At 40.3% G+C, this 22,832-nt stretch carries 22 protein-coding genes; 6 read left to right on the top strand and 16 right to left on the bottom strand.

Annotated features, from left to right (window positions below; translation table 11 throughout):
• Positions 1-555: 555 nt before the first annotated feature.
• The 7 genes from ACZ42W_RS12250 to ACZ42W_RS12220 all read right to left on the bottom strand — a co-directional run bounded on the left by ACZ42W_RS12250 (position 556) and on the right by ACZ42W_RS12220 (position 7,496).
• Positions 556-774 carry a hypothetical protein gene (locus tag ACZ42W_RS12250; protein ID WP_464165637.1) on the bottom strand — a complete coding sequence of 73 codons (219 nt, stop codon included), beginning with the start codon at positions 772-774 and terminating at the stop codon, positions 556-558.
• Positions 774-1,877 carry a GerAB/ArcD/ProY family transporter gene (locus ACZ42W_RS12245; protein ID WP_464165636.1) on the bottom strand — a complete coding sequence of 368 codons (1,104 nt, stop codon included), beginning with the start codon at positions 1,875-1,877 and terminating at the stop codon, positions 774-776. Before ACZ42W_RS12245 ends, ACZ42W_RS12250 begins: the two co-directional genes overlap by 1 nt.
• A 301-nt stretch (positions 1,878-2,178) precedes the next feature.
• The gene (locus tag ACZ42W_RS12240; protein ID WP_464165635.1) at positions 2,179-3,282 is read right to left on the bottom strand and encodes a GerAB/ArcD/ProY family transporter; all 1,104 of its coding nucleotides are present in this window, start codon (positions 3,280-3,282) and stop codon (positions 2,179-2,181) included.
• A 67-nt stretch (positions 3,283-3,349) separates the two neighbouring features.
• Positions 3,350-3,568, bottom strand: a complete 219-nt coding sequence (locus ACZ42W_RS12235; RefSeq protein ID WP_464165634.1) for a hypothetical protein — start codon at positions 3,566-3,568, stop codon at positions 3,350-3,352.
• On the bottom strand, positions 3,565-4,671 hold the full coding sequence (locus ACZ42W_RS12230; RefSeq protein WP_464165633.1) for a GerAB/ArcD/ProY family transporter: 1,107 nt from the start codon (positions 4,669-4,671) through the stop codon (positions 3,565-3,567). Before ACZ42W_RS12230 ends, ACZ42W_RS12235 begins: the two co-directional genes overlap by 4 nt.
• 9 nt (positions 4,672-4,680) lie before the next feature.
• On the bottom strand, positions 4,681-5,853 hold the full coding sequence (locus ACZ42W_RS12225; protein ID WP_464165632.1) for a Ger(x)C family spore germination protein: 1,173 nt from the start codon (positions 5,851-5,853) through the stop codon (positions 4,681-4,683).
• Positions 5,854-5,876: 23 nt separating this feature from the next.
• Positions 5,877-7,496 carry a spore germination protein gene (locus ACZ42W_RS12220; RefSeq protein WP_464165631.1) on the bottom strand — a complete coding sequence of 540 codons (1,620 nt, stop codon included), beginning with the start codon at positions 7,494-7,496 and terminating at the stop codon, positions 5,877-5,879.
• Between the two features lie 887 nt (positions 7,497-8,383).
• Here ACZ42W_RS12220 and ACZ42W_RS12215 point away from each other — a divergent pair.
• On the top strand, positions 8,384-9,034 hold the full coding sequence (locus ACZ42W_RS12215; RefSeq protein ID WP_464165630.1) for a superoxide dismutase: 651 nt from the start codon (positions 8,384-8,386) through the stop codon (positions 9,032-9,034).
• Positions 9,035-9,064: 30 nt separating this feature from the next.
• On the opposite strand, the gene ACZ42W_RS12210 is transcribed toward ACZ42W_RS12215, so the two are convergent.
• From ACZ42W_RS12210 to ACZ42W_RS12200, 3 genes are read right to left on the bottom strand one after another with little or no spacing between them, the layout of a single operon-like run.
• Positions 9,065-10,237, bottom strand: coding sequence for an ABC transporter permease (locus tag ACZ42W_RS12210; protein ID WP_464165629.1), 1,173 nt, complete (start codon positions 10,235-10,237; stop codon positions 9,065-9,067).
• Complete coding sequence (locus tag ACZ42W_RS12205) at positions 10,227-10,922, bottom strand: ABC transporter ATP-binding protein (RefSeq protein ID WP_464165628.1); 696 nt, start codon at positions 10,920-10,922, stop codon at positions 10,227-10,229. Before ACZ42W_RS12205 ends, ACZ42W_RS12210 begins: the two co-directional genes overlap by 11 nt.
• On the bottom strand, positions 10,906-11,814 hold the full coding sequence (locus ACZ42W_RS12200; RefSeq protein WP_464165627.1) for an efflux RND transporter periplasmic adaptor subunit: 909 nt from the start codon (positions 11,812-11,814) through the stop codon (positions 10,906-10,908). The genes ACZ42W_RS12205 and ACZ42W_RS12200 overlap by 17 nt, the downstream gene beginning before the upstream one ends.
• Positions 11,815-12,071: 257 nt before the next feature.
• Between ACZ42W_RS12200 and ACZ42W_RS12195 the strand changes: the two genes are divergently transcribed.
• Together ACZ42W_RS12195 and ACZ42W_RS12190 are read left to right on the top strand one after the other, a co-directional pair.
• Complete coding sequence (locus tag ACZ42W_RS12195) at positions 12,072-12,590, top strand: TIGR00725 family protein (protein ID WP_464165626.1); 519 nt, start codon at positions 12,072-12,074, stop codon at positions 12,588-12,590.
• Positions 12,591-12,785: 195 nt separating this feature from the next.
• The gene (locus tag ACZ42W_RS12190) at positions 12,786-13,988 is read left to right on the top strand and encodes a glycosyltransferase (RefSeq protein WP_464165625.1); all 1,203 of its coding nucleotides are present in this window, start codon (positions 12,786-12,788) and stop codon (positions 13,986-13,988) included.
• Between the two features lie 235 nt (positions 13,989-14,223).
• Here ACZ42W_RS12190 and ACZ42W_RS12185 read toward each other — a convergent pair whose 3' ends face one another.
• Positions 14,224-14,355 (bottom strand): hypothetical protein, encoded by a 132-nt coding sequence (locus ACZ42W_RS12185; protein ID WP_464165624.1) that lies wholly within the window; start codon positions 14,353-14,355, stop codon positions 14,224-14,226.
• A gap of 513 nt (positions 14,356-14,868) precedes the next feature.
• On the opposite strand from ACZ42W_RS12185, the gene ACZ42W_RS12180 reads away from it, so the two are divergent.
• Complete coding sequence (locus tag ACZ42W_RS12180; protein ID WP_464170987.1) at positions 14,869-16,626, top strand: ABC transporter ATP-binding protein; 1,758 nt, start codon at positions 14,869-14,871, stop codon at positions 16,624-16,626.
• A gap of 61 nt (positions 16,627-16,687) precedes the next feature.
• Positions 16,688-16,951 carry a thioredoxin family protein gene (locus ACZ42W_RS12175; RefSeq protein ID WP_464165623.1) on the top strand — a complete coding sequence of 88 codons (264 nt, stop codon included), beginning with the start codon at positions 16,688-16,690 and terminating at the stop codon, positions 16,949-16,951.
• Positions 16,952-17,059: 108 nt separating this feature from the next.
• On the opposite strand, the gene ACZ42W_RS12170 is transcribed toward ACZ42W_RS12175, so the two are convergent.
• From ACZ42W_RS12170 to ACZ42W_RS12160, 3 genes are all read right to left on the bottom strand, one after another.
• Complete coding sequence (locus tag ACZ42W_RS12170) at positions 17,060-17,437, bottom strand: desulfoferrodoxin (protein ID WP_464165622.1); 378 nt, start codon at positions 17,435-17,437, stop codon at positions 17,060-17,062.
• Positions 17,438-17,585: 148 nt separating this feature from the next.
• On the bottom strand, positions 17,586-18,758 hold the full coding sequence (locus ACZ42W_RS12165; RefSeq protein WP_464165621.1) for a TraB/GumN family protein: 1,173 nt from the start codon (positions 18,756-18,758) through the stop codon (positions 17,586-17,588).
• Between the two features lie 635 nt (positions 18,759-19,393).
• Entirely contained in the window at positions 19,394-20,800 is a 1,407-nt protein-coding gene (locus ACZ42W_RS12160; protein WP_464165620.1) for an MFS transporter, read from the bottom strand.
• An 88-nt stretch (positions 20,801-20,888) separates the two neighbouring features.
• Between ACZ42W_RS12160 and ACZ42W_RS12155 the strand changes: the two genes are divergently transcribed.
• Complete coding sequence (locus tag ACZ42W_RS12155) at positions 20,889-20,972, top strand: hypothetical protein (RefSeq protein ID WP_464170985.1); 84 nt, start codon at positions 20,889-20,891, stop codon at positions 20,970-20,972.
• 71 nt (positions 20,973-21,043) lie between these two features.
• Here ACZ42W_RS12155 and msrB read toward each other — a convergent pair whose 3' ends face one another.
• Entirely contained in the window at positions 21,044-22,003 is a 960-nt protein-coding gene (gene msrB, locus ACZ42W_RS12150) for a peptide-methionine (R)-S-oxide reductase MsrB (RefSeq protein ID WP_464165619.1), read from the bottom strand.
• A gap of 121 nt (positions 22,004-22,124) precedes the next feature.
• A complete protein-coding gene (locus ACZ42W_RS12145) occupies positions 22,125-22,664 on the bottom strand; it encodes a DUF2284 domain-containing protein (protein WP_464165618.1) in 540 nt (179 codons plus the stop codon).
• Positions 22,665-22,832 lie beyond the last annotated feature (168 nt).

The following is a 22,832-nucleotide window of genomic DNA, read 5'->3' as shown; positions in this document are numbered from 1 at the left end:
TTACGTTGTAAAAAACTAAACGGGGTGTGCATGATGCTCTGGGGTCGGTTCCACCCGTTCGCCGGCGCCGCGTAGTCTCTCTCTCCAGCACAGCGGCTTGGCCGAAATGATGTACTACATCATTTCGTATCTCGAACACGGAAGTTAAGACCTCCAGGGCTGATGATACTTGGACCGCAGACGTAACAGTCCAGTGGACTGTTACGCGGCCAGCGCCACATCCGCATAGAATGACTGATTGGCGCGGCCTCCTGGGAAAGTAAGTCGTTGCCAGGTAAGTGCAAAGAGACCGTCTATTTAGATGGTCTTTTTGCTTTTTTACGTTGTAAAAAACTACGGAGTGTGCATGGTGCTCTGGGGTCGGTTCCACCCGTACGCCTGCGCCGCGTAGTCTCTCTCTCCAGCACAGCGGCTTGGCCGAAATGATGTACTACAACTTCAGCTGCTAAGTTTTTTTTGTAGAATTGCCGCTTCGGCGAAACTGTCCACTGGACACTTTCGTATTTCGTATCTTGAACACGGAAGTTAAGGCCTCCAGGGCTGATGATATTCTAATTATTTATAGCTCAAATGCAAAATATCCCGGATCAGATAAGCATTCAAGCGAAATGGACTGGGAATATTGATCCCAGTCGTTTGCAGTAAGGTCAGGATAAATGCCCCTGCCAGTAAAATCGAAAATGCAGTAAGCTCGCGCCAATGTTTATTTCTGATCAGATTTGGAGCTTCGATAAATACAATAACTGCAAATCCAAATAGCAATAAAAAGACCATCAGTATTCCCCTTTTCTTTTACGGGACATCTTTCGTATTTTGGCGATAAATAAAGAAAGAGTAGGAAGTAAAACCATAAATGGCAGCGCATTGATCGGCCAAATATTAGGTCCCCAATCAAATTGGTCCATCGTTGAATCAAATAGCAGGATGGTTAAGGAAATACAAATAATACCAACTGGGAAGCTCAACGGTAAATAGCTTTGCAAACGAAACAACTGAGCCAGGCTTAACACTGTGGCATACAACAAAACGCTTATTTTTAAAAACACCGTTATAGACAGCGCCATCGTCACCAGCATTTCCATGCGCGTAAAGACCTTACCGATGTCAATAAGACGCACTGCTTCTAAAAAAGGAGATGTCATAATCGTCGCAATAGTACCAAGTACAGCGATGAAGTTAAACGTTACGGTGCTGATAGTGATAGCACCCAGTAACAGTCCCCAAAATATGGATTTTTTAACTTCCTTCAGCCTATTTACATAGGGGATAACCATCAAAAAAGCAAGCAGATCACAATAAGTAATCGTGAGAATAATATTGGTACCCTGGATAAAATCTCTCCTGGTAAGCTCAAACAGCGGCAAAAAGTTGGTTAACTTCATATTTTTAAGAGATAAACAAAAAATAATAATAGTCGTGATCACTGTTATCATGACCAGAATAAAGCTTGTACGGGCTATGACCTCTATTCCCTCGCGAGTTGCCCATATGCAGAGAAAGGTAAATAGTGTCAAGATAACCCACATCGGGGTTTCGGGCATAAAATACGACAGAAAAAAATCACCGATATATCTCAGATGCTGTGGAATCAAGGACATAAGCCAATAAATATAAACTACGGAAACAAACTTCCCCAGAAAGGAACCATAAACAAGTTCATTGATTTGTATCAGATTTTTGCCGGGATACATGAGCGAAAGTTTTAAGTAAATCCATACCAAAGCAAAGGCGAGTACTGTTCCTGATACTACAACTAGCCACGTATCTTGTTTCGCGATATTGACGGCAAAAGTTACTGTCAAAGCTGAGCCTTGGACAAAACCTGCCAATAAAAGTATCAATTGAGAACTTGAGATCTTTCCTTTTTCAATTTCCATACATTATTGCCTTTTAAAGGGCTGCCATAACTTATTTTTCAATAACATATCTCCTTCTTCCCTGATTGTTCCTTTAGGACCGCTTTGGTCTTCGGCTCCTATATCCAGCCTTTCGACTCAACATTTTGGTGTTTATTCTTTACAAAAATATTTTTTCTATGTAAATTACTTCTACAAAAAGCATTGGTCCGGCTTCAGCTCGCTTAGAACTGTTCTCTTTCGCGCCAGTGTTTTTTACGAATAAGGTTAGGGACATCAAATAATAATACAGCGAGAAATGCTAGGATCAACAAAACAATCATTAGCTTCCAGCTTCCTGCTTTTGGGGTAGTTTTCGTATCTTGGCTAAGAGTAAGGAGATAATTGGAAGGATATATTCAAAAGGAAGAGACCAGAAGGGCCAAATATAACTTCCTACATAAGCTTGTTCCATGTTTGAATCAAACGACACTATGGAAAAGATAATACCGAGTATACCTAAGGGAAGCACTAAGGGAAGATATGAACACAAGTTTAATAATTGAGCCGTCCCAAGGGCTATTACGTAATATAGGAGACTCGATTTAAAAAAGAGCATAACGATTAATGAAATAGCAAAAAGGATTTCTAAGCGTGTCAGGAATTCTGCTATTCTTATGAGCCGAACTGATTCGTAAGAAGGAGAAGTAATAATGCTCATGATTGGTCCTAATACTGCAATATTTCTAAAGATTGTAATCATTAAGGAAGCCCCGCCTATACAAACCCCGATTAAGACAGATCTCTTTAGTTCATGCTTCTTGTTCAAGGTAGGAAAAAACATAAGGAAAATAAATATCTCACAGAAGGGAATCGAGGTAATAACATGAGTCCCCTGTATAAGTTTAATTAAAGGGACATCAAAAAAGGGTAAAAAGTTCCTAAGATTCATTTCTTTTATAACGAGTAGAGTGGTTAATAACAGAAAGGTTAAGGAAATAACGACTAAGAGTGAACTCATACGGGAGATAACTTCTATTCCCTCTCGTACTGCCCATGCACAGATTAATGTAAATAGAATAATAACGACGGATATTGGAGTTTCCGGCATGAGAAAGGTTAAAACAAAATCCCCGACAAAAAATAATTGGGAAATGAAGACTGTGAAAATATAGAAGATGTACATCAATGATATAAATTTTCCTAGATAGGAACCGTATATAATATCATTAATCTCAATCAAATTTTTTCCGGGGAATCTTTGAGCAAGAGCAATATAGACAAGAATTAGTAGTAAACTTAATCCAAATCCGGCAATAATAGAGAGCCAGGTGTCATGTTGTGCGATTTGGGTGGCATAGGCTACGGTTATGACACCGCCGATTATATAACCTGAGATCAAGAAGGTTAATTGTGAACTCGATATCGTTCCTTTTTCAAGCTTCATAGCTTACTCCTTTTTAGGTACGAGGGGACTTAAATATAGTAATCGGGGTTGTCCCCATTAAAAATATCTACTTATAACTTAAATGGAGTACATTTTCAATAAGATAACTAATACCGCGGACAGGGCTTGGGATCTTAATGCCGATCGTATGGAGTAGGGATAGTCCGAAGGCTATGGCTAGAAAAAAAGAAAAAGCGATCAATTCACGCCAGTTTTTTTTTTGAATAAGGGCAGGGACTTCAAATAAGACAGCACCGAGAAATGCTAAGATCAATAAAACAATCATTTGCTTTTGGCCCCCTGTTTTTTGGGTATTTTTCGTAGCTTAGCTAAGAGCAGAGTGATTATGGGAAGGATAAACTCAAAAGGTATAGTCCAGATTGGCCAAACACTAATCCCGACTTGCGCTTGTTCCATGCTCGAATCATACATCACTATGGAAAAAATGATACTAAAAATACCTAAGGGAATTACCATAGGAAGATAGGATCGTAAGTTTAATAACTGGGCCGTCCCAAGGGCTGTAACATAATATAGGATACTAACCTTTAAAAACACCATGACAATTAGTGAGATCGCAAAAAAGATTTCTAATCGTGTAAGAAATCCTCCTACATTAATGAGCCTAATCGCTTCATAAGGTGGGGAGGCAATAATGCCTATGATCGGTCCTAAAACGGCAATATTTCTCAATACGTTAATCAAGAGGTAGGCCCCGGCGAAACTGACCCCGGTTAAAACTGAGCGCTTTAGCTGTTGCTTCTTGTTCAAGGTAGGAACAAAGAAAAGAAAAATAAATATCTCGCAGAATGGAATGGATAGAATAATATGGGTGGCTTGTAAAAATTCGGTTAATTTAATATCGAAAATGGGTAAAAAATTCGTTAGATCCATATCTTTTATTACTAAAATAGTGGTAAATAATATGGAGAATACTGCAATAACGACTAGAACTGGACCCACCCGAGCGATGACTTCTATTCCGTTTCGTACTGTCCAAGCACAAATCAAAGCAAAGAGAATGATAATGACGGATAGTGGGGTTTCCGGCAGGAGATAAGTTTTGATAAAATCCCCGATAAAACGAAAATTTGAAATGAGGATTGTAAAAACAAAGAAGAGATACGTAGTGGAAATGAATTTACCCAGATAGGGGCCGTAGAGGATATCATTAATCTGGAGAATATTATTATCAGGGAATCTTTGAGCAAGGGCGGTATAAACAAGAACGAAAGGTAAGCTTAATCCGAATCCGGCAAGTGTAGGAAGCAAATAGTCATGCTTCGTAATTTGGGCTGCAAAGGTCAAGGTCATTACACTTCCGAAAATAATACCTGCGATTAAGAATGTGAATTGTGAACTGGATATCGTTCCTTTTTCAAGCTTCATTTAAATTTTTTACTCCTTTGCAGGTACAGGGGGTCTACTTATTCTACCTGATCGGCGTAACTTAAACTCGGCCGTTATTTCCACTTCAACAGTGGGGAAAATTTCATCCCAGTTACCCTCCAACTCTTTCCATTCATCGCGGTAGTGTTGATGAACAAAATCTCCAAAGCCAAAAACATCTGCGTTAAGTTCCCTTGCTTTTTTTAGGGCAGCCATAATTTCTGATTTAATCGCATCGGACGCTTCACTCTCTAAGGCTTTAACCTTATCTGGCGATACGAGTTCTTCAGGGGTATACTGACTACCGATCGTTCCTTCTCCTTTAACATCGATCTTCATAACAATTTGATCGTCTATAATCTCCGGTTTAACTTTTGTTTTCGATCGAAGGATTTCTAGACTGGCTTTACTGTCATCATCTGGGCGATTGACATCAATTATTCCGCTCTTGACTTTATCCATAACCCATAAGAGGCCACGGGTTTCTGTCTTGTTCAGTTCACCCACTAACTTATCTTTCTTAAATACGCCGGTCCCTTCGACAAGAACGGATTTTTCCTTATCTTCCTCTTTGATTTTGATGAGAGGAGCAATGGGGGCTGTGGTTTGACTCATCAATCGGGCCAAAAATTGCTCTAAGTTAACCTCAACGGATTGAGATGTTGCTTTTTGAGCTTCAACTAATTTAAAAATATTACTTGAGGGTATCTTATCTAATTCAGGGACATTATCGAGCGCTTCTTTCGCTGTAGTTTCGGAGACTAATATCCAGGTATTAAGTCGTGTCTCATGGTCTCGGGCAAAGAAGTCCATCTGTTCCTGAACCCCTTTCGCTGCAAGATCATGACCGAAAATTATTACTTGGATATGTGGGAAATAGAGTTTCCGGTTGCTTTCATGGGTAAAATCTCTAAGCGTATTGAAAAGTGTATCTCCCGAATTGGTTATGTTCCAAAACGCTTTGGTCCCACCGGTATCTGCCTTTGCGGAAGACTTCAGTGCGCTTGGGATGACGACTTGGGCAGTCAACTTAATTTTATTGGGTTCGGGAGCTTTGTCCATACCTAAGCCAAGGACGATTGCTAAAGTATTTAACTCACGCCGATTCCAACATCCTGCGATGTTGAAAACTAATAGAAGGCATAGAAAATAAGATAAAATTTTTTGTAGCCGTTTTTTCATTTGATACACCTACAGTGCCACATTTATTTCGTTTCGGTGGAAGTTGAGTTTTCACTATCTTTTGTTGGTTCGGTTGGTTTTAATCTGAATTCTTCCCTTTGAGGGTCATTCCACCCAATTAATCGAGGACGAGTTAACATCGCCCATAGGGGTACCCGCACCAGAGTGTCTTTTAAATCTTTAACACTAAGTGGGGCAAAAGGTGATAAGTAAGGGGTACCGAAGGATCTTAAGGACGAAAGATGGATCAATATCCCCAACAGTCCAAGCATAATCCCATAGATGCCCAAGGTTCCTGCAAGGAGAACCATAATTAATCGTATGATAGCTCCTGAATCGGTCTGTGAAGGAATAACAAAGCTGGAAACAGCCGTAAGAGACACAACAATGAGGATCGGTTCTCCGACAAGACCGGCTTGTACGGCGGTCTCACCGAGAACCAAAGCTCCTACAATACTAATTGCTTGACCAACAGCACGGGGTAATCGTATACCGGCTTCCCGCAGAATTTCGAAGATTAACCCCATCACAAAGGCTTCGACTACGGATGGGAAAGGGACCCCTTCTTCTGCTGCTGCCATAGTAAATAATAACGGAGTAGGGATCAATTCTTGGTGAAAGGTTGTTAAGGCGACATAAATTGCAGGGGCTAAGGTAGCAATCGTAAAGGCTATCACCCGTAGAAGCCGAACTAGGCTTACATAGTATGGACGAGAATAGTAATCTTCTGAAGTTTGAAAGCTCTCCAAAAAAAGCATCGGGACGGTCAGGACAAAGGGAGTGCCATTAACCAAGATGGCTGCACGCCCCTCAAGTAACTTACCTGCAACTTTATCTGGCTTTTCATTATTACCCACAGTAGAAAAAATTGAGAAAGGCGCATCTTCGATAAATTGTTCGATATATCCTGACTCTAGAATAGCATCCGTATTAATTCTCTTGAGCCGACGGTGAATTTCTTCTATAAGTTGAGGATTAGATATTCCTTTGATATAGGCGACACAGACTGTAGTCTTTGTTTGTTTTCCAATGATCATAGTTTCGAAGGTGAGATTAGGATTCTTGATTCTACGCCGTAATAGGGTTGTATTCGTAAGTAGGCTTTCGGTAAAACCTTCATGTGATCCCCGAATAACGGTTTCAGTTTTAGGTTCTTCTAATCCCCGGACCTCTCCTCCGGCCGTACTAATGAGTAAAGCCTCTTTCAGGCCATTAATCAGTAAAAGAGTATCCCCTGACAGGCAACCCTCGACTGCTTCATTGATCGTAGTGACGACCTGAACATCATTGACTGAAAGCATCGTTGTTTTGATGGTATCAATATTATACGTTGCGGTTTCCTGTTTATTCAGGAGTTGGCTTTCATACATCAAGGGTTTGATGATACTTTCATTAATGGTCTTTTTATCGGTGATGCCCTTTATAAAGACGAGAGCGCCCTTGATTTGACCTTGATTTCCGAAGTTAAATTCACGTAGAGTCACGTCATAACTTATACCTAAGGCTTCTTTTACGTAATCTAAGTTTTGTTTGAGATCTCGAGAAAGGTCGGATTGAGACTCAGTTTTCTCTTCTCTATCATTCTTGGAATTTTGGTTCATTAGTTGTATCGTTCGGAGTTGCTTCTTGAGAAAATGAAACATGCATAGACCTTCCTCTAATGTTCCAATTTGGGGGATTTGGATTATTTTCCCCATAAATTTGTGAATTATTAGGGAATTAACAAATAGCTAGGGTTATGTAGCTAGTAAGTTTCAGTTGTTATAAGTATGGGCAATTTATCCAAAGCTTCTTTTAGGTGCTTGTCGTATAATGGAAGGAAACATGCCTAAGAATGAGAAGGCGCTTGATGGATTATGGATGTGCTGATATTCAAAGGTCGGATGGAATCGCATGGCTTAAGAAACTATTAACTTGATATCATGCTGTGAGAAGGGATTTTCCTTGGCGAAGAATGGATAATCCGTATCATATCTGGGTTTCTGAAGTGATGCTGCTGCAGACCCAGGTGAAAACGGTTATCCCTTATTATAAAGGCAAAAGAGAGCTTGACTACGAGACCAACAATTTGAGCAGGGACGAAAGTCGGGCTTACTTTGCTGTCTGAACAGCTCTATATTTTTTATTTATTTTTTTATAAACATTTGAACGCAGTCTTTTCCAGTTGAACTCAAATAATGAGGCCAATGCGAAGTATCTCTACAAAGCATTTAGAAAAGATAGGTTGGCGCCTCCTGGACAACAGATTGCGGCTCCTATTTTTTATCAGCCGAGCCCATATCTACATAGTAAATCCCACTGGACGTTTGAACTGGTACTAATCCCGATTGTACAGTGTCTACTGCACCAGATTGTGGTGTAGACAGGATGGGGCGACAGCCAGTGTTCCCGAGGCTGCTGGCGTTGCTGTCTGGGTAGGTGGGGTTGTCGGGGCTTGCGCATGGCTACAGATTTATCCCGCACAAAATGGAAAAATCGTAATAGAATATTTTAGTGTTACCATAGTGAATTGATCGGAGGGGCAGATAATATGCAACTGTATACGATACCCCTTGGGCAACACAGATTGCCACATTTATCTTATCCATATAATGCACTTGAACCTGTGATTAGCACTAGGCTACTACAAATCCATCATACGCAACACCACAAAGCCTATGTAGATGGTCTAAATAAAGCTGAGGTAATGCTAGCGGAAGCAAGGCAATTAAAGAATTTTAGTCTAGTGAAACACTGGGAACGTGAACTTGCCTTTCATGGTTCTGGCCATATTCTTCATAGTATCTATTGGACATCTATGGCTCCAGTTATGAATCGATGGGTTACTCCGGGTGCCCAAACGCATGGGCAAATAAATAACTATTTCGGAAGTTTCAATGCCTTTCAGGAACAATTTAGTGAGGCTGCAATCAATGTGGAAGGCTCGGGGTGGACCATGTTAGTCTGGCAACCGGGTTGGAACCGGTTGGAAATCCTAGCCGCTGAAAAGCATCAGGATTCCTTACAAGTGGGAAGTATTCCGCTACTTGTCATGGATGTATGGGAGCATGCGTATTACCTGGATTACGAATCTAAACGGAAAGATTATGTTAAGTCTTGGTGGCAAATAGCTAACTGGGCCGAAGTAGAAAAGAGACTTAGCCTGGCAATGCAAGGGCAGATGCCGTTAACAAGTTTTTAGAAAATGGGTCGTCCATCCGGTTCAACTTAATTATAAACTTCGAAGCGCGTCTATTGGATTTAATTGACTTGCTTTACTTGCAGGCGCATATCCAAAGACTATACCAACGGCTGCAGAGAATCCTACAGCAAGCGAAATAGTTGATAGTGAGATCGAGAAACCAATGCCAATTAGTGTTGACGCAACATAGGCAATTAGAGCACCAAGTAGCAATCCTATGAGTCCTCCAAATAAGGAAAGGAATATCGATTCGATTAGAAATTGAAGTTGGATTCGATAGGGTGTTGCACCTAACGCTTTCCGCAAACCAATTTCAGTCGTACGCTCGATGATAGAGACAAGCATCATATTCATAATGCCGATACCGCCGACAACCAGTGATATCGCGGCAATTCCAGCAAGGAGTAGGGACATCATTGACATCATCGATTGGAAGGATTCTATCATATCACCCATGTTAAATATGGTATAGGCATTTTCCTTGTAGTTAAACGCCGGGTTTAACACTCCTTTAATGTCGGTCACTGTATCGTCGGCTAAATTAGTATCTACCAAAAACACATCAAGACTTGAGATGTTTTTTACACCCAAGCTGCGGAGTGCTGTTGTGTAAGGAATTATCACTGTATCATTATTGGATCCCATACTAAATCCATTAGAAGTGGTAAGTGTACCTATTACAGTATAGGTTGTTCCGTTGATGATTAGCTCTTTTCCTACTGGATCAACGCCATAATAAAGCTCCTTTACAATATTACTCCCAATAACTGCTACTTGATTTTTACTATCTAAGTCAAGAATATTTATGGACCTTCCTGACTTGAGTAAACTGGAATCAAGTTTAAAATAAACCTCATTTTTACCCTGAACAGTTACGTTTTCAAGGACCTTGCTACTATAAGCAATTCCTGTTTTTCCAGAAATCGTAGGCGAAATGCCATTGATATTATTGACTTCAGAGATCTTTTTCATATCATCTTGGTTAAGGCCCTGTTTGAGAGGAGTGCCCATAGCAGTAATTGTAATCTTATTGGCACCTAGCTCTTTAACTTGATTGCTGATGCTGTTTGTCGCACCTTGAACAATAGTAATCAAGGCGATAATAGAGGCTACGCCGATGACAATACCCAGCATTGTCAAAAATGAACGCAGCTTATTGTTAATAATATTTTCCCATGACATTCTGATACTTTCAGGGAGCATCCGATTGTACCTCCTGCTCCGTTAAATACCCATCTAAAATATTGACAACTCTCTTGGCGTGACGGGCAATATTGCTATCATGCGTAATCATAATAATTGTTCTTCGTTCCCTATTAAGCTCTTCAAAAAGCTGCATGACCTGAGCTCCAGTTTTTTGGTCTAAGGCGCCTGTGGGTTCGTCTGCCAGAAGGATTGATGGTTCTGTAACCAGGGCACGAGCAATAGCGACACGCTGTTGCTGTCCGCCGGAAAGCTGATTCGGGAGATTTACCATTTTATCAGATAATCCAACACGTTCCAGGATTACCTTGGCCCGTTTTTGGCGCATTGAAGAGGATACACCAGCATAAATTAAGGGAAGCTCCACATTCTGCAGTGCGGTCATTCTTGGCAAAAGCTGGAAACTCTGAAACACAAAACCTATTTCTTTGTTTCGTATTTTGGCAAGCTCGATTTCATCAAGGTCGTCGATATCATGACCGGAGAGAAAATACTTTCCCGACGAAGGCACATCAAGACAGCCGATGATATTCATCATTGTAGATTTTCCAGAGCCTGACGGGCCAAGTATGGACAGAAATTCACCGGTGTGAATTGATAAGTTTACGTTATGCAGAACCTCTAACTCTTCTTCACCCATGTAGTAGCTTTTACAGATATTTTGCATACTAAGGATTTCTGCCATTGTTATTGCCTCCGCTTACACCGTCGCTATTTGCTCTGCCTCGGGGAAATCCCATACCTTGTGTCGCGGTAGCCTTGGTATACAGAATTGTATCTCCGCTTAAAACACCACTTTTAACCTCAACAGTTGTACCATCATTTATGCCAGTTGTTATTTCAGTTTTAACGCCTGCGCCTTTTTCATCTTTTTTTAGAACATAGGGCTTGTTATTAGCATCAAACTGAATAGCCGTCATAGGTAAGGTTACAACCCCTGTAACCTTATTACTAATAAGCTTTACCTCTGCCGACATACCAATTTTAAGGCTTTCATCTTTTTCAAGGTCAATAGTTGCAGTAAAAAATGTCACACCATTCATGATCTGCCCTTCTTTAGACATACTGCTGATTGTACCTTTAATCTCTTTATTTATTGCCCCTATTTTGACAGTGGTTTCCTTGCCTTTCTCTACTGCCACAATGTCATATTCATCAACCTTAACTTTGATTTCAAGATTATTATAATCAACGACTTCTAATAGTTTAATACCAGCCATGACTTGGGCATTTTCTTCCACCGTAATATTAACAATCTCGCCACTGATTTTAGATTTAATTTCATCCCCTGCTGTTGTCTTGATTAACACAGCGCCTTCATTCACCAGGTCTCCCTCTTTGACTTTAATCTCGGAAACTTGCATAACCTTTTCAGACGTTACAGTTTGACGGTTTTTTGTTTCAACATTTCCTGAAAAGGAATTGTACGTTGTAATATCTCCAATTTTAGCGACTACGCTTTCATAGGATGTTGAAGCTGGTCGCGTAAGATAGCTTGCAGCGACACCGACAACTATAATTGCTATAATACCAAGGGGAATCCATTTCTTTGTTTTTGACCTTCTTTTTGCACTCACTAGGGTAACCTCCAGTTTATTCCAACCTTTATCATAAAGTTTCCTTATGCATTAATAAATATGCAAGCTTTATAAGCAGGGCTTCTTTAGATGAATCAAGAAGGAGTATTAATACATAATAATGACTATATAATTCGGTTCCCTAATATATGAAGGATTAATAGTTAAAGTACAAGGCCTTTAGGCAACTAGTATTACGTGTATCCAGGGCTGCATATGGGCCAGGTTTATTAAAATTGAGAAAGAAGTGTGGCAAAATGGTGATACGCATCGGAGTAATAGGTCAGTCAGGTGAATTACCCCAAGAAATTCAACACTTAGCCCATGAAGTTGGGAAGCTAATTGCACTAAGGGGTTGTGTTCTCTTAACAGGTGGCACAAGTGGAGTTATGGAATATGCCTCCAGAGGGGCAAAAGAGGCAAAGGGACTCGTAGTAGGAATCTTGCCAGGAGACACCCTAGATACTGCCAACCCCTATATAGATGTTCCAATTTCAACGGGATTAAGCTTTGATTATCGGAGTTTGATTCTTGTACACTCTTCCGACGCATTGATTATGGTGGGTGGTGGCAATGGCACCTTGGGTGAACTTTCCACAGCCTATCTAAATCGTAAACCGGTCGTGGTTCTTGAATCCTCTGGTGGTTGGGCTGGGAAGGTAAGGGGAATTGCATACGAAGAAGCTTACCTTGATGAAAGAAGAAGCATTGAACTGGCATACGCACAAACTGCTCAAGAGGCTTTAGATGTTGCCCTAAAGCGTATTGCCAGGTAGGGCAAGATGTAATAAGCTCTAAGCTAAAGGACGATTGTTCTCATCAATAGTTACCTCCACTCATATCTTGTATTAATTAACAAGAAAATGAATGGAGGTTTATTTATGTCGTTTGTTTCAGTCATACAAAATAATGCGAGATTTAGGAAGCAGGGAGTGGATAGAAAAGAAAAGTTAGTAGGGATGATGTGATCGTTGAATAGAAAGTATAAAAGGACATTAACCTTTATTAGAGAAAAAAAGGAGAAAACAAGGTCAGTAAACGTTAATAGCTTAGTTGTTATACCTGCCCTAAATCCAATGCAAAATTTAGCAGACTTTGTTCGTGATCTTTTAGAACATGGTGTGCCGCAGGTTATCATCGTAAATGACGGAAGTGATGCTTCTTTTAATAGTATTTTTCATTCGGTAGAACAGCTAGAGCATTGTACTGTGCTCACACATAAAGAGAATCGTGGCAAGGGTAGAGCCCTGAAAACAGCGTTCTCCTATGTTATCGAACATTTTTCTCATCTGGACGGTGTGGTTACTGCTGATGCGGATGGTCAGCATACAGTAGAGGATATTTGCAGAATATGTGAGAGGCTGTCTCTGAAGAAAAATGATCTTATTTTAGGTGTTAGAAATTTCAAAGCGGAAAATGTGCCAAAGCGAAGTTACATGGGAAATCGGGTGACCAGTCGTATTTTTCAGGTGCTCTATGGCTATAATCTGCAGGATACGCAAACAGGTCTTAGAGGGATACCAGTAAGTGAGCTTGTATGGATGGTTGAGTTAAATGGAGAACGTTATGATTTTGAAATCAATATGCTGATAAAAGCGAGGCATCGTAATATCGGTTTTTCAACGATATCTATAAAGACGGTATATTACGATAACAATTCTGGATCACATTTCAGTACGGTCAAGGATGCGTCAAGTATTTTCCTTCGCCTTATTTCAGGACTGATACAGTACTCTGGGGCAACTATTCTTTCTGGATTTCTCGACATACTTGGCTTTTTCATGCTGAATAGTGTTGTGTTCGCGGCTTTTTCTGCACCTGTACGGATTTTTGTCAGTACTGTCATTGCTCGGGTGATATCCTCCCTATGCAATTATTTAATGAACAGAAATCTTATCTTTGCTTACAACGGCAAGTTGGCGAGTTCGGTATTACGTTACTATATTTTGTGTATTTTTTTAATGTTGACCTCCTTTAGTCTGGTCTACACCTTCAGCCTGTTCTGGAGAGTCAACGAATCAGTTATAAAGATTTTCATTGATATTGCTTTGGGTTTATTCAGTTATCAGGTTCAATTACGCTGGGTTTTCCGCGACAAGGAATATTCAAAAGTCTCTTCGGCTTTAGGAATCAAAAGACATTTTCGCTTAAGACGTTTTACGAGGAAAATGTAATGAAAAATATAATATATCATAGTGTTTTTCGATTTTGTCGCTTTTGCGCTCGATGCTTTACACCGCGATATAGGGTTTGCCCTCCAAACGTAACAGTAACACCTGTTGTTTATGTGGTGCATCATCAGAACCTACGGGGGCCGATTATCAGCATGGTTTGGTTTAATACATCTATTCGCCCGTGGGTTCTGAGCGTATTTTGTGATCAAAACACATGTTTCCGCCAATTTTACGATTATACCTTTACAAAGCGTTTCAGGATGCCAAAGGTACTTGCTGCAGTCATTGCATTTCCGTTGTCCTTCTGCGTATCAGGATTAATGCATTCGATACGAGCAATTCCTGTTTTTCGCGGTTCAAAGGCCATAGTAAAGACTTTCAGGCAAAGTATTTCAGCTTTGACCGAGGGTCAGAGCCTTTTGATTTGCCCCGATATTGAATATACGGATACAGGCTCGAGTATAAATGAAATGTATCACGGATTTCTTGACCTGGAAAAAAACTATAGGAAGCAGACTAATAGGCATCTTGCCTTCGTTCCGTTACACATTAGCGAAAGTAAGCATTGCATTCATATAGGAGAGGCAATTTATTTCAATACAGTTGATGATAATAGATCGGAAAAGATTAGAGTATTCGACCGTATGAAGCAAGAATTTTCACGTTTGGAAAGTAGTGAATGAAATTTAGTGTGCCAAGAATATCTTCAAATCTACTATCGTTTATTATTAAGCCTTCTGACTTAACAGAAGGCTTAAGTTTAATAGATTAGTGTTTCACTTTAATTTCGTGATATAATATCTACTCAAATAGAGATATTGCTTAAGGAAGGCTATAGCCGTTCCTAAGTGGATTCAAAGGAAGAGTGACCGCTGTGTTTATGCCAATTTTCAAGAAGTTTCTTAAGTACTACAAGCCTTATCGGTTTCTATTTTACATGGATATGTTCTGCGCCATTGTCGTCTCCATTGTGGATTTGGCCTTTCCTCAAATCTTTAATTATCTCCTCAAGAATTTATTTACTCTAGGCAATGATATCATTCTAAGCTCAATGGGTTACGTGGGGATCGCCTTACTTGCCCTCTATTTCATTAAGTTCTTCTGCCAGAAGTTTATTACGTCCTGGGGACATATCATGGGTGCCAGAATGGAAAAGGATATGAGGAGAGATCTCTTTGATCATTTCCAGAGGCTTTCCTTTTCTTATTACGACCGCAATAATAGTGGAGAAATGATGTCGAAGCTGGTCGTCGATTTATTTGATATTACTGAGCTTGCACACCACGGACCAGAAAATCTTTTTATATCAACCCTGAAAATCATTGGCTCTTTTGCTCTTTTGATGTGGATCAACATCCCGTTGACGCTTATTCTATTATTCGTTACGCTGATCATGGTGGTCTTTAGTCTTTATAAGAATTATAAGATGGAGGCAGTTTTTACTGATAATAGGGTTAAAATTGCTAAAGTTAATTCTAGGCTTCAGGATAGTCTGACAGGGATTAGAGTTGTTCAATCCTTTGCTAACGAAGGTTTGGAGAGAAGAAAATTCAATCAAAGCAATCAAGAATTTTTAGCTTCTAAAACAAGCAGTTATGCGCTAATGGGCACCTATCATGCTTGGAATTCCTTCTTAGTAGGATTGCTCTATATCGTAGTTCTTGTTTTCGGGGGTGTTTTTATTGCGAGTGGTTCCCTGAAACTGACGGACTTAACTATATATGTACTCTACATCAATGTCTTTGTTAATCCAATCGATACGCTCATTAACTTTACGGAACAATTTCAAAAGGGGTACGCGGGTTTCAAACGTTTCGTGGAAGTCCTGGAGACAGACCCTGAGATTGTGAATCGAGAGGATGCCCTGCCACTTACTGAGGTCAAAGGTGAGATTGAATACCACAATGTCTCTTTCCGTTACAATGATGAATATGATGTCTTAAACAATGTGAGTCTCAAGATTGGAGCAGGGCAGCAAATAGCCTTGGTGGGACCTTCGGGTGGAGGAAAAACAACCCTCTGCTCCTTGCTACCGAGATTTTATGACGTGACAGCGGGTGCCATAACAATTGATGGAAAGGATATCCGAGACTTTACTCTAGAGTCGTTACGTAATGCTATTGGTATCGTGCAGCAAGATGTCTATCTATTCGAAGGGAGCATTAAGGAAAATATCGCCTATGGGAAACCAAGCGCTACCGATGAAGAAATCATGGATGCAGCCCAGAAGGCTAATATTCATGACTTTATCCTGTCGTGTGAAGAAGGATATGAGACCTTAGTAGGGGAGCGTGGGGTCCGACTCTCAGGTGGGCAGAAGCAGAGAATCTCAATCGCTCGTGTATTTCTTAAGAATGCTCCGATACTAATCCTAGACGAGGCAACCTCGGCACTGGATAATGAGAGTGAGCGGTATATTCAAAAATCCCTTGAGAGACTCTCACAGAATAGAACCACGATTGTGATCGCTCATCGCCTGAGTACAATCAAAAATTCAGATGAGATTATCGTCATTACGGATGAGGGAGTACAAGAGCGCGGTAGTCATAGAGAACTCCTCGAAAATAATGGTATCTATTCGCATTACTATATGATGCAATTTGAAGGCTTGGAAATTGGAGATTCAGTAGGGGATTAAAACGGTCCTTGAAGTGGATGTTAGTCAATACTTAAACATTAGGAAAAGGAGTGCGATGTATATGAAACCGGTTCTCCTGTTTGTTTTGAAATCCTGTCCTTATTGCAAACAAGCTCTTCGCTGGATGGAAGAGATCAGAAATGAACATGCTGAATATAGGGGAGTCGAGGTAAATATCATTGATGAAAATCTCCAACCTGACCTTGCTAAGGAGTACGACTACTATTACGTGCCCACGTATTATGTCGATGGAATTAAAGTTCATGAAGGAGCTGCTACAAAGGATATCGTTCGCAATGTATTTGACAGATGCCTTGGACAATGAAGGTTATAAGAATCCCATTTAATTAAAATTAAGACCCCTTGGGAATCCTAATTAGTAGGAGGATCCCCAAGGGGTCTTTGACATGAAGTTTGCTTATTTACTCATGAATCAGGCTTTCCAAAGCCCATGTACATTACAGTATTCACGAACTTCGAGAACATCTTCTTTAGACACTGCAAAAACAGCTTCAGGTTTTTGCCCGGGAGATAGTTCTGCTCTCAGGACTTGATTTGCGGTTAAGACCTCGATGAAGCGAATGGAGTGTTTTTCTTCCATTGGATGTGGAATATCTCCTACTTTGACCAAGAGTCCTTCTGCCAAGGTTTCGAGCACAGGGACGTGCTTCTCCATAGCACCATCATGTTCCGATGGATCCAGCTTTACCATAGGCTGATTACAACAGACCAAGGCGGGTGCACCGGGGTTAACCACCTCAACAACATTGCCGCAGATGTTGCATTTGTACAACTCTCTTACATTTGTCATATTCTTACACCTCATTCTTAGATTATTGATTAGGATAGTTAATCTTAAGAATATTATTCTGCAACTGTCTAATCTTTTCCTCTAAAAAGTCGTTATTATTTAAGAAAAATTTTATTTTATGCGACTTGATTAGTTTTATAGGAGAAAGTTACAAGTTTTGGAGAAATAAACGGGCTATATCAGCGCCACCGATAAAGGCACCGAGGGAGCTTCCTATGTTCGCCAGAAAAACGATGAGTAAAATACGCGTTACTTTATTATTCCAAAAGCCTTTGATGCTTAATACATCCTCAGATAGATTTTCAAAGTCTCCAACACTGGGTCGGCGAAAATAGGCTTGAACAATCCCCGCAAACCAACCCGCTGCAATGAGTGGATGTAAGGCGGATATCGGTGCTGCAACAAAGGCAGAAAGAATGGCTAGAGGATGTCCAAAACCGACCGCAGTTCCAAGCGCTGAAAGAGTTCCTGTCCAGAGCACCCAACTTATGGTTTGCTGGACTCCAGCAGAAGGATTAGCATAAAAGGTCAAGGCAATAACCGCAAGAATGAGAATGGGGATGGCCCATCCGAGAATTTTAGGAATTTTGGATTTGGGAGGAAGCTGAGATAAACGGTCTAAATCATGTTCTTTATTGAGTTCCTCTTTTATTCCCGGAACGTGTGCAGCTCCTAAAATCGCAACCACCTTATTCCCTGGAGCATCTTTGATTTTCTGAGCTAGATATTGATCCCGCTCATCAATTAAGGGCACCTTCAATTTAGGAAAACTTACGGTGAATTCACCAAGCATCCCATTAAGCATATCTTGGGATTTCAGCTTCTCAAGTTCCTCTTCTGTGATGCTTTCGTCACTGAAAATACTATAGACGATCTCCATGATAAGCTTTGTTTTTCCCCAGAACCCCACATTGTGCCAAATACGAGAGAAGGTTATTTGAATATTTCTGTCCGCTAGAACTAAGTTAGCCCCTAGTTCCTTAGCGGATTCAATTCCCTGAATCATTTCTTGTCCAGCATTAATACCAAATTGTTTGGCCATGCGTTTTTGAAAAGAGGATAGGGCAAGATTCATTAAGAGTAAAGTGGCTTTCTTTTCTTTGATTACTTTGAATATATCAGTCTCTTTCCACTTGTTTCCTTCCAAAATGGATTGATATCTTTGTCCATCTAATTCGATACAAACAGAGTCTGGCTTTTCAGCTTCGATAACTTCCTTGACTTGTTCTGCGCTTTGCTTTGATACGTGCGCGGTCCCAATAAGGATAATTTCCTTACCTTCTAAATGTACTCGAGTTATATTTTGGTTTTCTTCAGACATAGATTACCTTCCTTTAATTAAATTCATTATTCTAACAACCAATCCAGTACTATATAAGATTTCTACTATTATACATCTTTTATTGTAGCGTTTATAGGCTTTCTTGTAAAAGAAAGTGAGGCAGTTAGGTTAGAAATGAAAATGCGGGAAGCACGTTAATTGGCACTTTGATGTCTCTAACTTCTTTTTTGATTTCGGCCAGACCAAAAAACGGATTGCTAGCTTGAACTCGATATTATTAATTTAGCGTTCAATGGCTCCTAGATTGCCAGCATTACCAATAGTATTTTCAACTTCTACTTTCTGTCTAACTTTTCATTTTTAGATATATCTTTGCGATGAGACATTCTTATGATACCTCCTTGTTGATTGATATTGTTACATTACCTCCCAGAAAAAAGGAAAGCAGGAAACTTACAAAGACTTGTCTGATGTAATATATGGAAAAAGCACATTGATTGTTACTTCAACGTGCTTCTTGCATTTTACTAGGAATGGTAATATTACTTAGGTCTTCTTGGTAATAATTAAATAATTTATTGTAAAAAATTTTACAAGGGCTTTTGGGAACTTGTTTCTGTATAGGCTGCAATCCCTTTGGCACTTGCTAGAGCTGCTGCCATGGTGATGATTTTTTACGTATCCTTTTTTAGATGGATGTTTTTATCCATCTTGCCTCTTGCCATTGAGGCGAATATTCCCAAAAAGCAAAACGCTGTAAACACAATAAAAGAAATACGCGAACTTAGAAGGAATTGGAGCGGATATTCACTAGAATTCAAATCTAATTTTCCGATATGTGCGGAGGTGACCAAGGATACGATCGCCATACTAAAGGTTTGTCCTAGGAGTCTCATCGTTCCCATGGTTGAGGAAGCAATAGCGTAATGGGTTCTATCCACAGAACTCATCACTGCATTGGTATTTGGTGAGGAGAAAAGAGCAAAACCTATACCGATGAGGATTAAGTTAAGGATAACGAGCATCACGGAAGTATTAGCGCTTAGAAAGATAAAAAGGAAAAGCCCTAACGTTGTAATACCCATACCGATCGATGCCAGGATCTGAGGTTCAATTTTATCAGATATTCTCCCTGTGAGAGGGGATAGAGTAGCCATAATGATAGGTTGGGAGAGCAAAATTAAACCAGAGAAGGTTGTATCAAGTCCTAAGACAAGTTGTAAATATAAGGACAAGAGGTAACCTAGTGCAAAGGTTGCACTATAATTGATTAAAGTTGCGAGATTCGAGAAGATAAAAGTTGTATTCTTGGCAAACTTTCTAATCGGGAGCAAGGGAAAGGTCGTTTTGTATTCGTACCCGATGAAAAGTGCAATTAAAACTATCCCACTCAGTAATATGAGGCTATAGGAGGAGGCCGAGGTCAAATTAGATAAGCCAAGTAATAATAAAGCTAAGCCTGAGATGCAAAAAATACTGCCCCAGATATCAAAGGCTTCACCTTCAGAACCTTTCCATTCTCCCTTAAGCTTGAGGAGGGTTAACGTAAGAATAATAATATTTAGTATAAACCCCAATAGGAAAATTCCTCGCCAATTGATATACTTGCAGATTGCACCGCCTAAAACAGGTCCGAGGGAGAGACCGATATATATAGCAGCAGTATTAATACCTAGGGCTCTTCCACGTTCTTGGGGAGGAACTACAGAAGTCAAGATCGCCATTGAGGTACCGAAAACCATAGCATAGGCAATTCCCTGTAACAACCTAAATAGGATGAGTGAATATAACGAAAAAGCTAAGCCGCACGATAGTGAAGTCAGACCGAAGAGGATAATACCTAAGGTAAACATTTTCTTGCGTCCGACGATATCGGCTAAACGGCCAAAGGGTAAGGCAAAGGCCGCGCTTGATAACAAATAACTGCTTACAATCCAATTGAGTTGGGACTGACTGCCGCCGAATTCTGAGCTAATAGAGGGAATAGCGATATTTACTGCATTACCCATGAAGGGTGCAATAAACGAGGTGATTAAAGTAATTGCCATGGTCAGCCTGATAAAGCTTCTAGTATAGGTCATAGAATTTGCCTCCACAAATTAATGCTAAATAACAGTGTTCTAGATATATTTATAGAATCCTGCCAGGCTACCACTCTATTATCAACTCATGGCAAAACGAAAAGGGGAATTCGAATGGAAGTACCTTGAAGAAGGCCCCGACGTCTGGCGTGTGGCGATAATCAAGAACTAAATATAAAAAAGACGGCTGAGAAGCAGTGGACATACCATTGTCTCTCAGTCGGCTTTTGTCCTTTAGTCAGATCAACGAAATAGGATGAGAAAATCACCAAATCCTTCACGCTCTAAATCTTCCTTAGGTATGAAACGCAGAGCGGCTGAGTTAATACAATAACGCAAACCCTTTGGGCCAGGTCCATCGTTAAAAACGTGACCAAGGTGAGAGTCAGATTCGCGGCTACGAACCTCAGTGCGGGTCATATTATGACTAACGTCCGCTTTTTCTTTGAGATTACTTCCTGGAAGGGGGTTAGTGAAACTTGGCCAGCCACAGCCACTGTCGAATTTGTCCCGGGAACTGAAGAGGGGTTCACCAGAGACGATATCGACATAAATTCCTTCAAGCCTGTGATCCCAGTATTCGTTGTGGAAGGGAGGCTCGGTTCCATTTTCTTGAGTAACGTGATACTGTATCTCCGTTAATCTCTCTTTAAGATCAGATTTATTCTTTTGCCAATGCGCTTGGATGAAAGCGTCTCGACCCGAGCCTTGGCGGTAGAGCGCATAACGAAAGGCATTCTTTTTATGGTAACCTTGATGATAATCCTCAGCTGGGTAAAAAGTCGTAGCTGGAAGAAGGCGTGTTGCGATGGGCTTATCAAAGCGCTGGCTTTCAGCTAAAGCTTTCTTGGAGGCTTCAGCCGTCAAACGTTGTTCTTCCGAATGATAGAAAATCGCCGTTTGATAGGTTTCCCCACGATCGTTAAACTGTCCGCCTGGATCGGTTGGATCGATTTGTTGCCAAAAGAGGTCAAGGAGTTTTTCATATGAAATGCGCTCAGGGTTGAATTTGATCTGTATGGCTTCGAGGTGTCCCGTTGTCTGGGAACATACCTCTTCATAGCTTGGATTTTCGAGGTGGCCCCCTGTGTAACCCGATATAACTTCAAGGATACCGTCTGTTTCGTAATAGGCTGATTCCATACACCAAAAGCATCCGCCAGCAAAAGTAGCTAGTTCCATTTTTTGTTCACTTACGTTCATGGCGTTCCTTCTTTCTTGGCCTTAATAATTTCCTTAGATATTTGAAATTCCCACTAGTATTTGATAATTTCTTCTGTTTTCTTTAGTATTTGTTACTAAAGAGGGATTATGATTCGTTCTTTTAGAAAAATATCATACTAAAATATGTAATGGCATTTTCACCATTGTTATATTGGATATTGCATAGAGGAGCCTGTTGGATAACCATAATTCCAAAGCTTTCAGTCGCAGGAAACATACGGTTAGGAAATCTACAGGGTTTTTCCGGATAAGTACATCTTTCGCACAGAGCACATCCTTCGGTAGAGAGGATGAGGGTTTCTTTGAATTCATCCCGGAAGATTTGCGCTACCTTCTCTGTGATTGCTTCATGTACTTTACGCGCTTCACCCCATCCAGCGATATCATACTTCTTTTTGAGTTTGGCTAAGGAAGTAAACATAAAAGCATTTTCAAAACCATTACATCTATTCTTACACTCTTCAACACTTCCAACTGCAGGAGGGCAGGCCCAGGAAGTGCCAAACATGCCACAGACGTTTTTCTCACATAACCTTCTTACTTCATCCGAAAAGATGACTGCATTGGATTTCATAAAAGCATATTCATGGATCTTCAGATTTTCTTTTTCTTGCGAGATTATTTCTTCTATTCGAGTCATTTTTGCACCCTCAATTCAATTTTCCATTTCCGCAGCAATCCAATCCATGTATTGCTTGCCGACCCAACTTTTGCTAGGTTCAGGATATCAAAAAGTATGTGACGAGTAAACAGAATATTAGTGTAGTACTTATTCAGTCATTCTCTACTTTATTCGTCTTAAGATTCC

This window comes from Desulfitobacterium elongatum (genome assembly GCF_055378975.1).
This window is presented reverse-complemented; position numbering and strand designations above follow the sequence as displayed.

What these genes read in the sequence shown, in the direction of transcription:
- ACZ42W_RS12250 (WP_464165637.1), bottom strand. Translation starts at nt 774, where the DNA reads ATGGTCTTTTTATTGCTATTTGGATTTGCAGTTATTGTATTTATCGAA.
- ACZ42W_RS12245 (WP_464165636.1), bottom strand. Translation starts at nt 1,877, where the DNA reads ATGGAAATTGAAAAAGGAAAGATCTCAAGTTCTCAATTGATACTTTTA.
- ACZ42W_RS12240 (WP_464165635.1), bottom strand. Translation starts at nt 3,282, where the DNA reads ATGAAGCTTGAAAAAGGAACGATATCGAGTTCACAATTAACCTTCTTG.
- ACZ42W_RS12235 (WP_464165634.1), bottom strand. Translation starts at nt 3,568, where the DNA reads ATGATTGTTTTATTGATCTTAGCATTTCTCGGTGCTGTCTTATTTGAA.
- ACZ42W_RS12230 (WP_464165633.1), bottom strand. Translation starts at nt 4,671, where the DNA reads ATGAAGCTTGAAAAAGGAACGATATCCAGTTCACAATTCACATTCTTA.
- ACZ42W_RS12225 (WP_464165632.1), bottom strand. Translation starts at nt 5,853, where the DNA reads ATGAAAAAACGGCTACAAAAAATTTTATCTTATTTTCTATGCCTTCTA.
- ACZ42W_RS12220 (WP_464165631.1), bottom strand. Translation starts at nt 7,496, where the DNA reads ATGTTTCATTTTCTCAAGAAGCAACTCCGAACGATACAACTAATGAAC.
- ACZ42W_RS12215 (WP_464165630.1), top strand. Translation starts at nt 8,384, where the DNA reads ATGCAACTGTATACGATACCCCTTGGGCAACACAGATTGCCACATTTA.
- ACZ42W_RS12210 (WP_464165629.1), bottom strand. Translation starts at nt 10,237, where the DNA reads ATGCTCCCTGAAAGTATCAGAATGTCATGGGAAAATATTATTAACAAT.
- ACZ42W_RS12205 (WP_464165628.1), bottom strand. Translation starts at nt 10,922, where the DNA reads ATGGCAGAAATCCTTAGTATGCAAAATATCTGTAAAAGCTACTACATG.
- ACZ42W_RS12195 (WP_464165626.1), top strand. Translation starts at nt 12,072, where the DNA reads ATGGTGATACGCATCGGAGTAATAGGTCAGTCAGGTGAATTACCCCAA.
- ACZ42W_RS12185 (WP_464165624.1), bottom strand. Translation starts at nt 14,355, where the DNA reads ATGGCCTTTGAACCGCGAAAAACAGGAATTGCTCGTATCGAATGCATT.
- ACZ42W_RS12180 (WP_464170987.1), top strand. Translation starts at nt 14,869, where the DNA reads ATGCCAATTTTCAAGAAGTTTCTTAAGTACTACAAGCCTTATCGGTTT.
- ACZ42W_RS12175 (WP_464165623.1), top strand. Translation starts at nt 16,688, where the DNA reads ATGAAACCGGTTCTCCTGTTTGTTTTGAAATCCTGTCCTTATTGCAAA.
- ACZ42W_RS12170 (WP_464165622.1), bottom strand. Translation starts at nt 17,437, where the DNA reads ATGACAAATGTAAGAGAGTTGTACAAATGCAACATCTGCGGCAATGTT.
- ACZ42W_RS12165 (WP_464165621.1), bottom strand. Translation starts at nt 18,758, where the DNA reads ATGTCTGAAGAAAACCAAAATATAACTCGAGTACATTTAGAAGGTAAG.
- ACZ42W_RS12160 (WP_464165620.1), bottom strand. Translation starts at nt 20,800, where the DNA reads ATGACCTATACTAGAAGCTTTATCAGGCTGACCATGGCAATTACTTTA.
- ACZ42W_RS12155 (WP_464170985.1), top strand. Translation starts at nt 20,889, where the DNA reads ATGGCAAAACGAAAAGGGGAATTCGAATGGAAGTACCTTGAAGAAGGC.
- msrB (WP_464165619.1), bottom strand. Translation starts at nt 22,003, where the DNA reads ATGAACGTAAGTGAACAAAAAATGGAACTAGCTACTTTTGCTGGCGGA.
- ACZ42W_RS12145 (WP_464165618.1), bottom strand. Translation starts at nt 22,664, where the DNA reads ATGACTCGAATAGAAGAAATAATCTCGCAAGAAAAAGAAAATCTGAAG.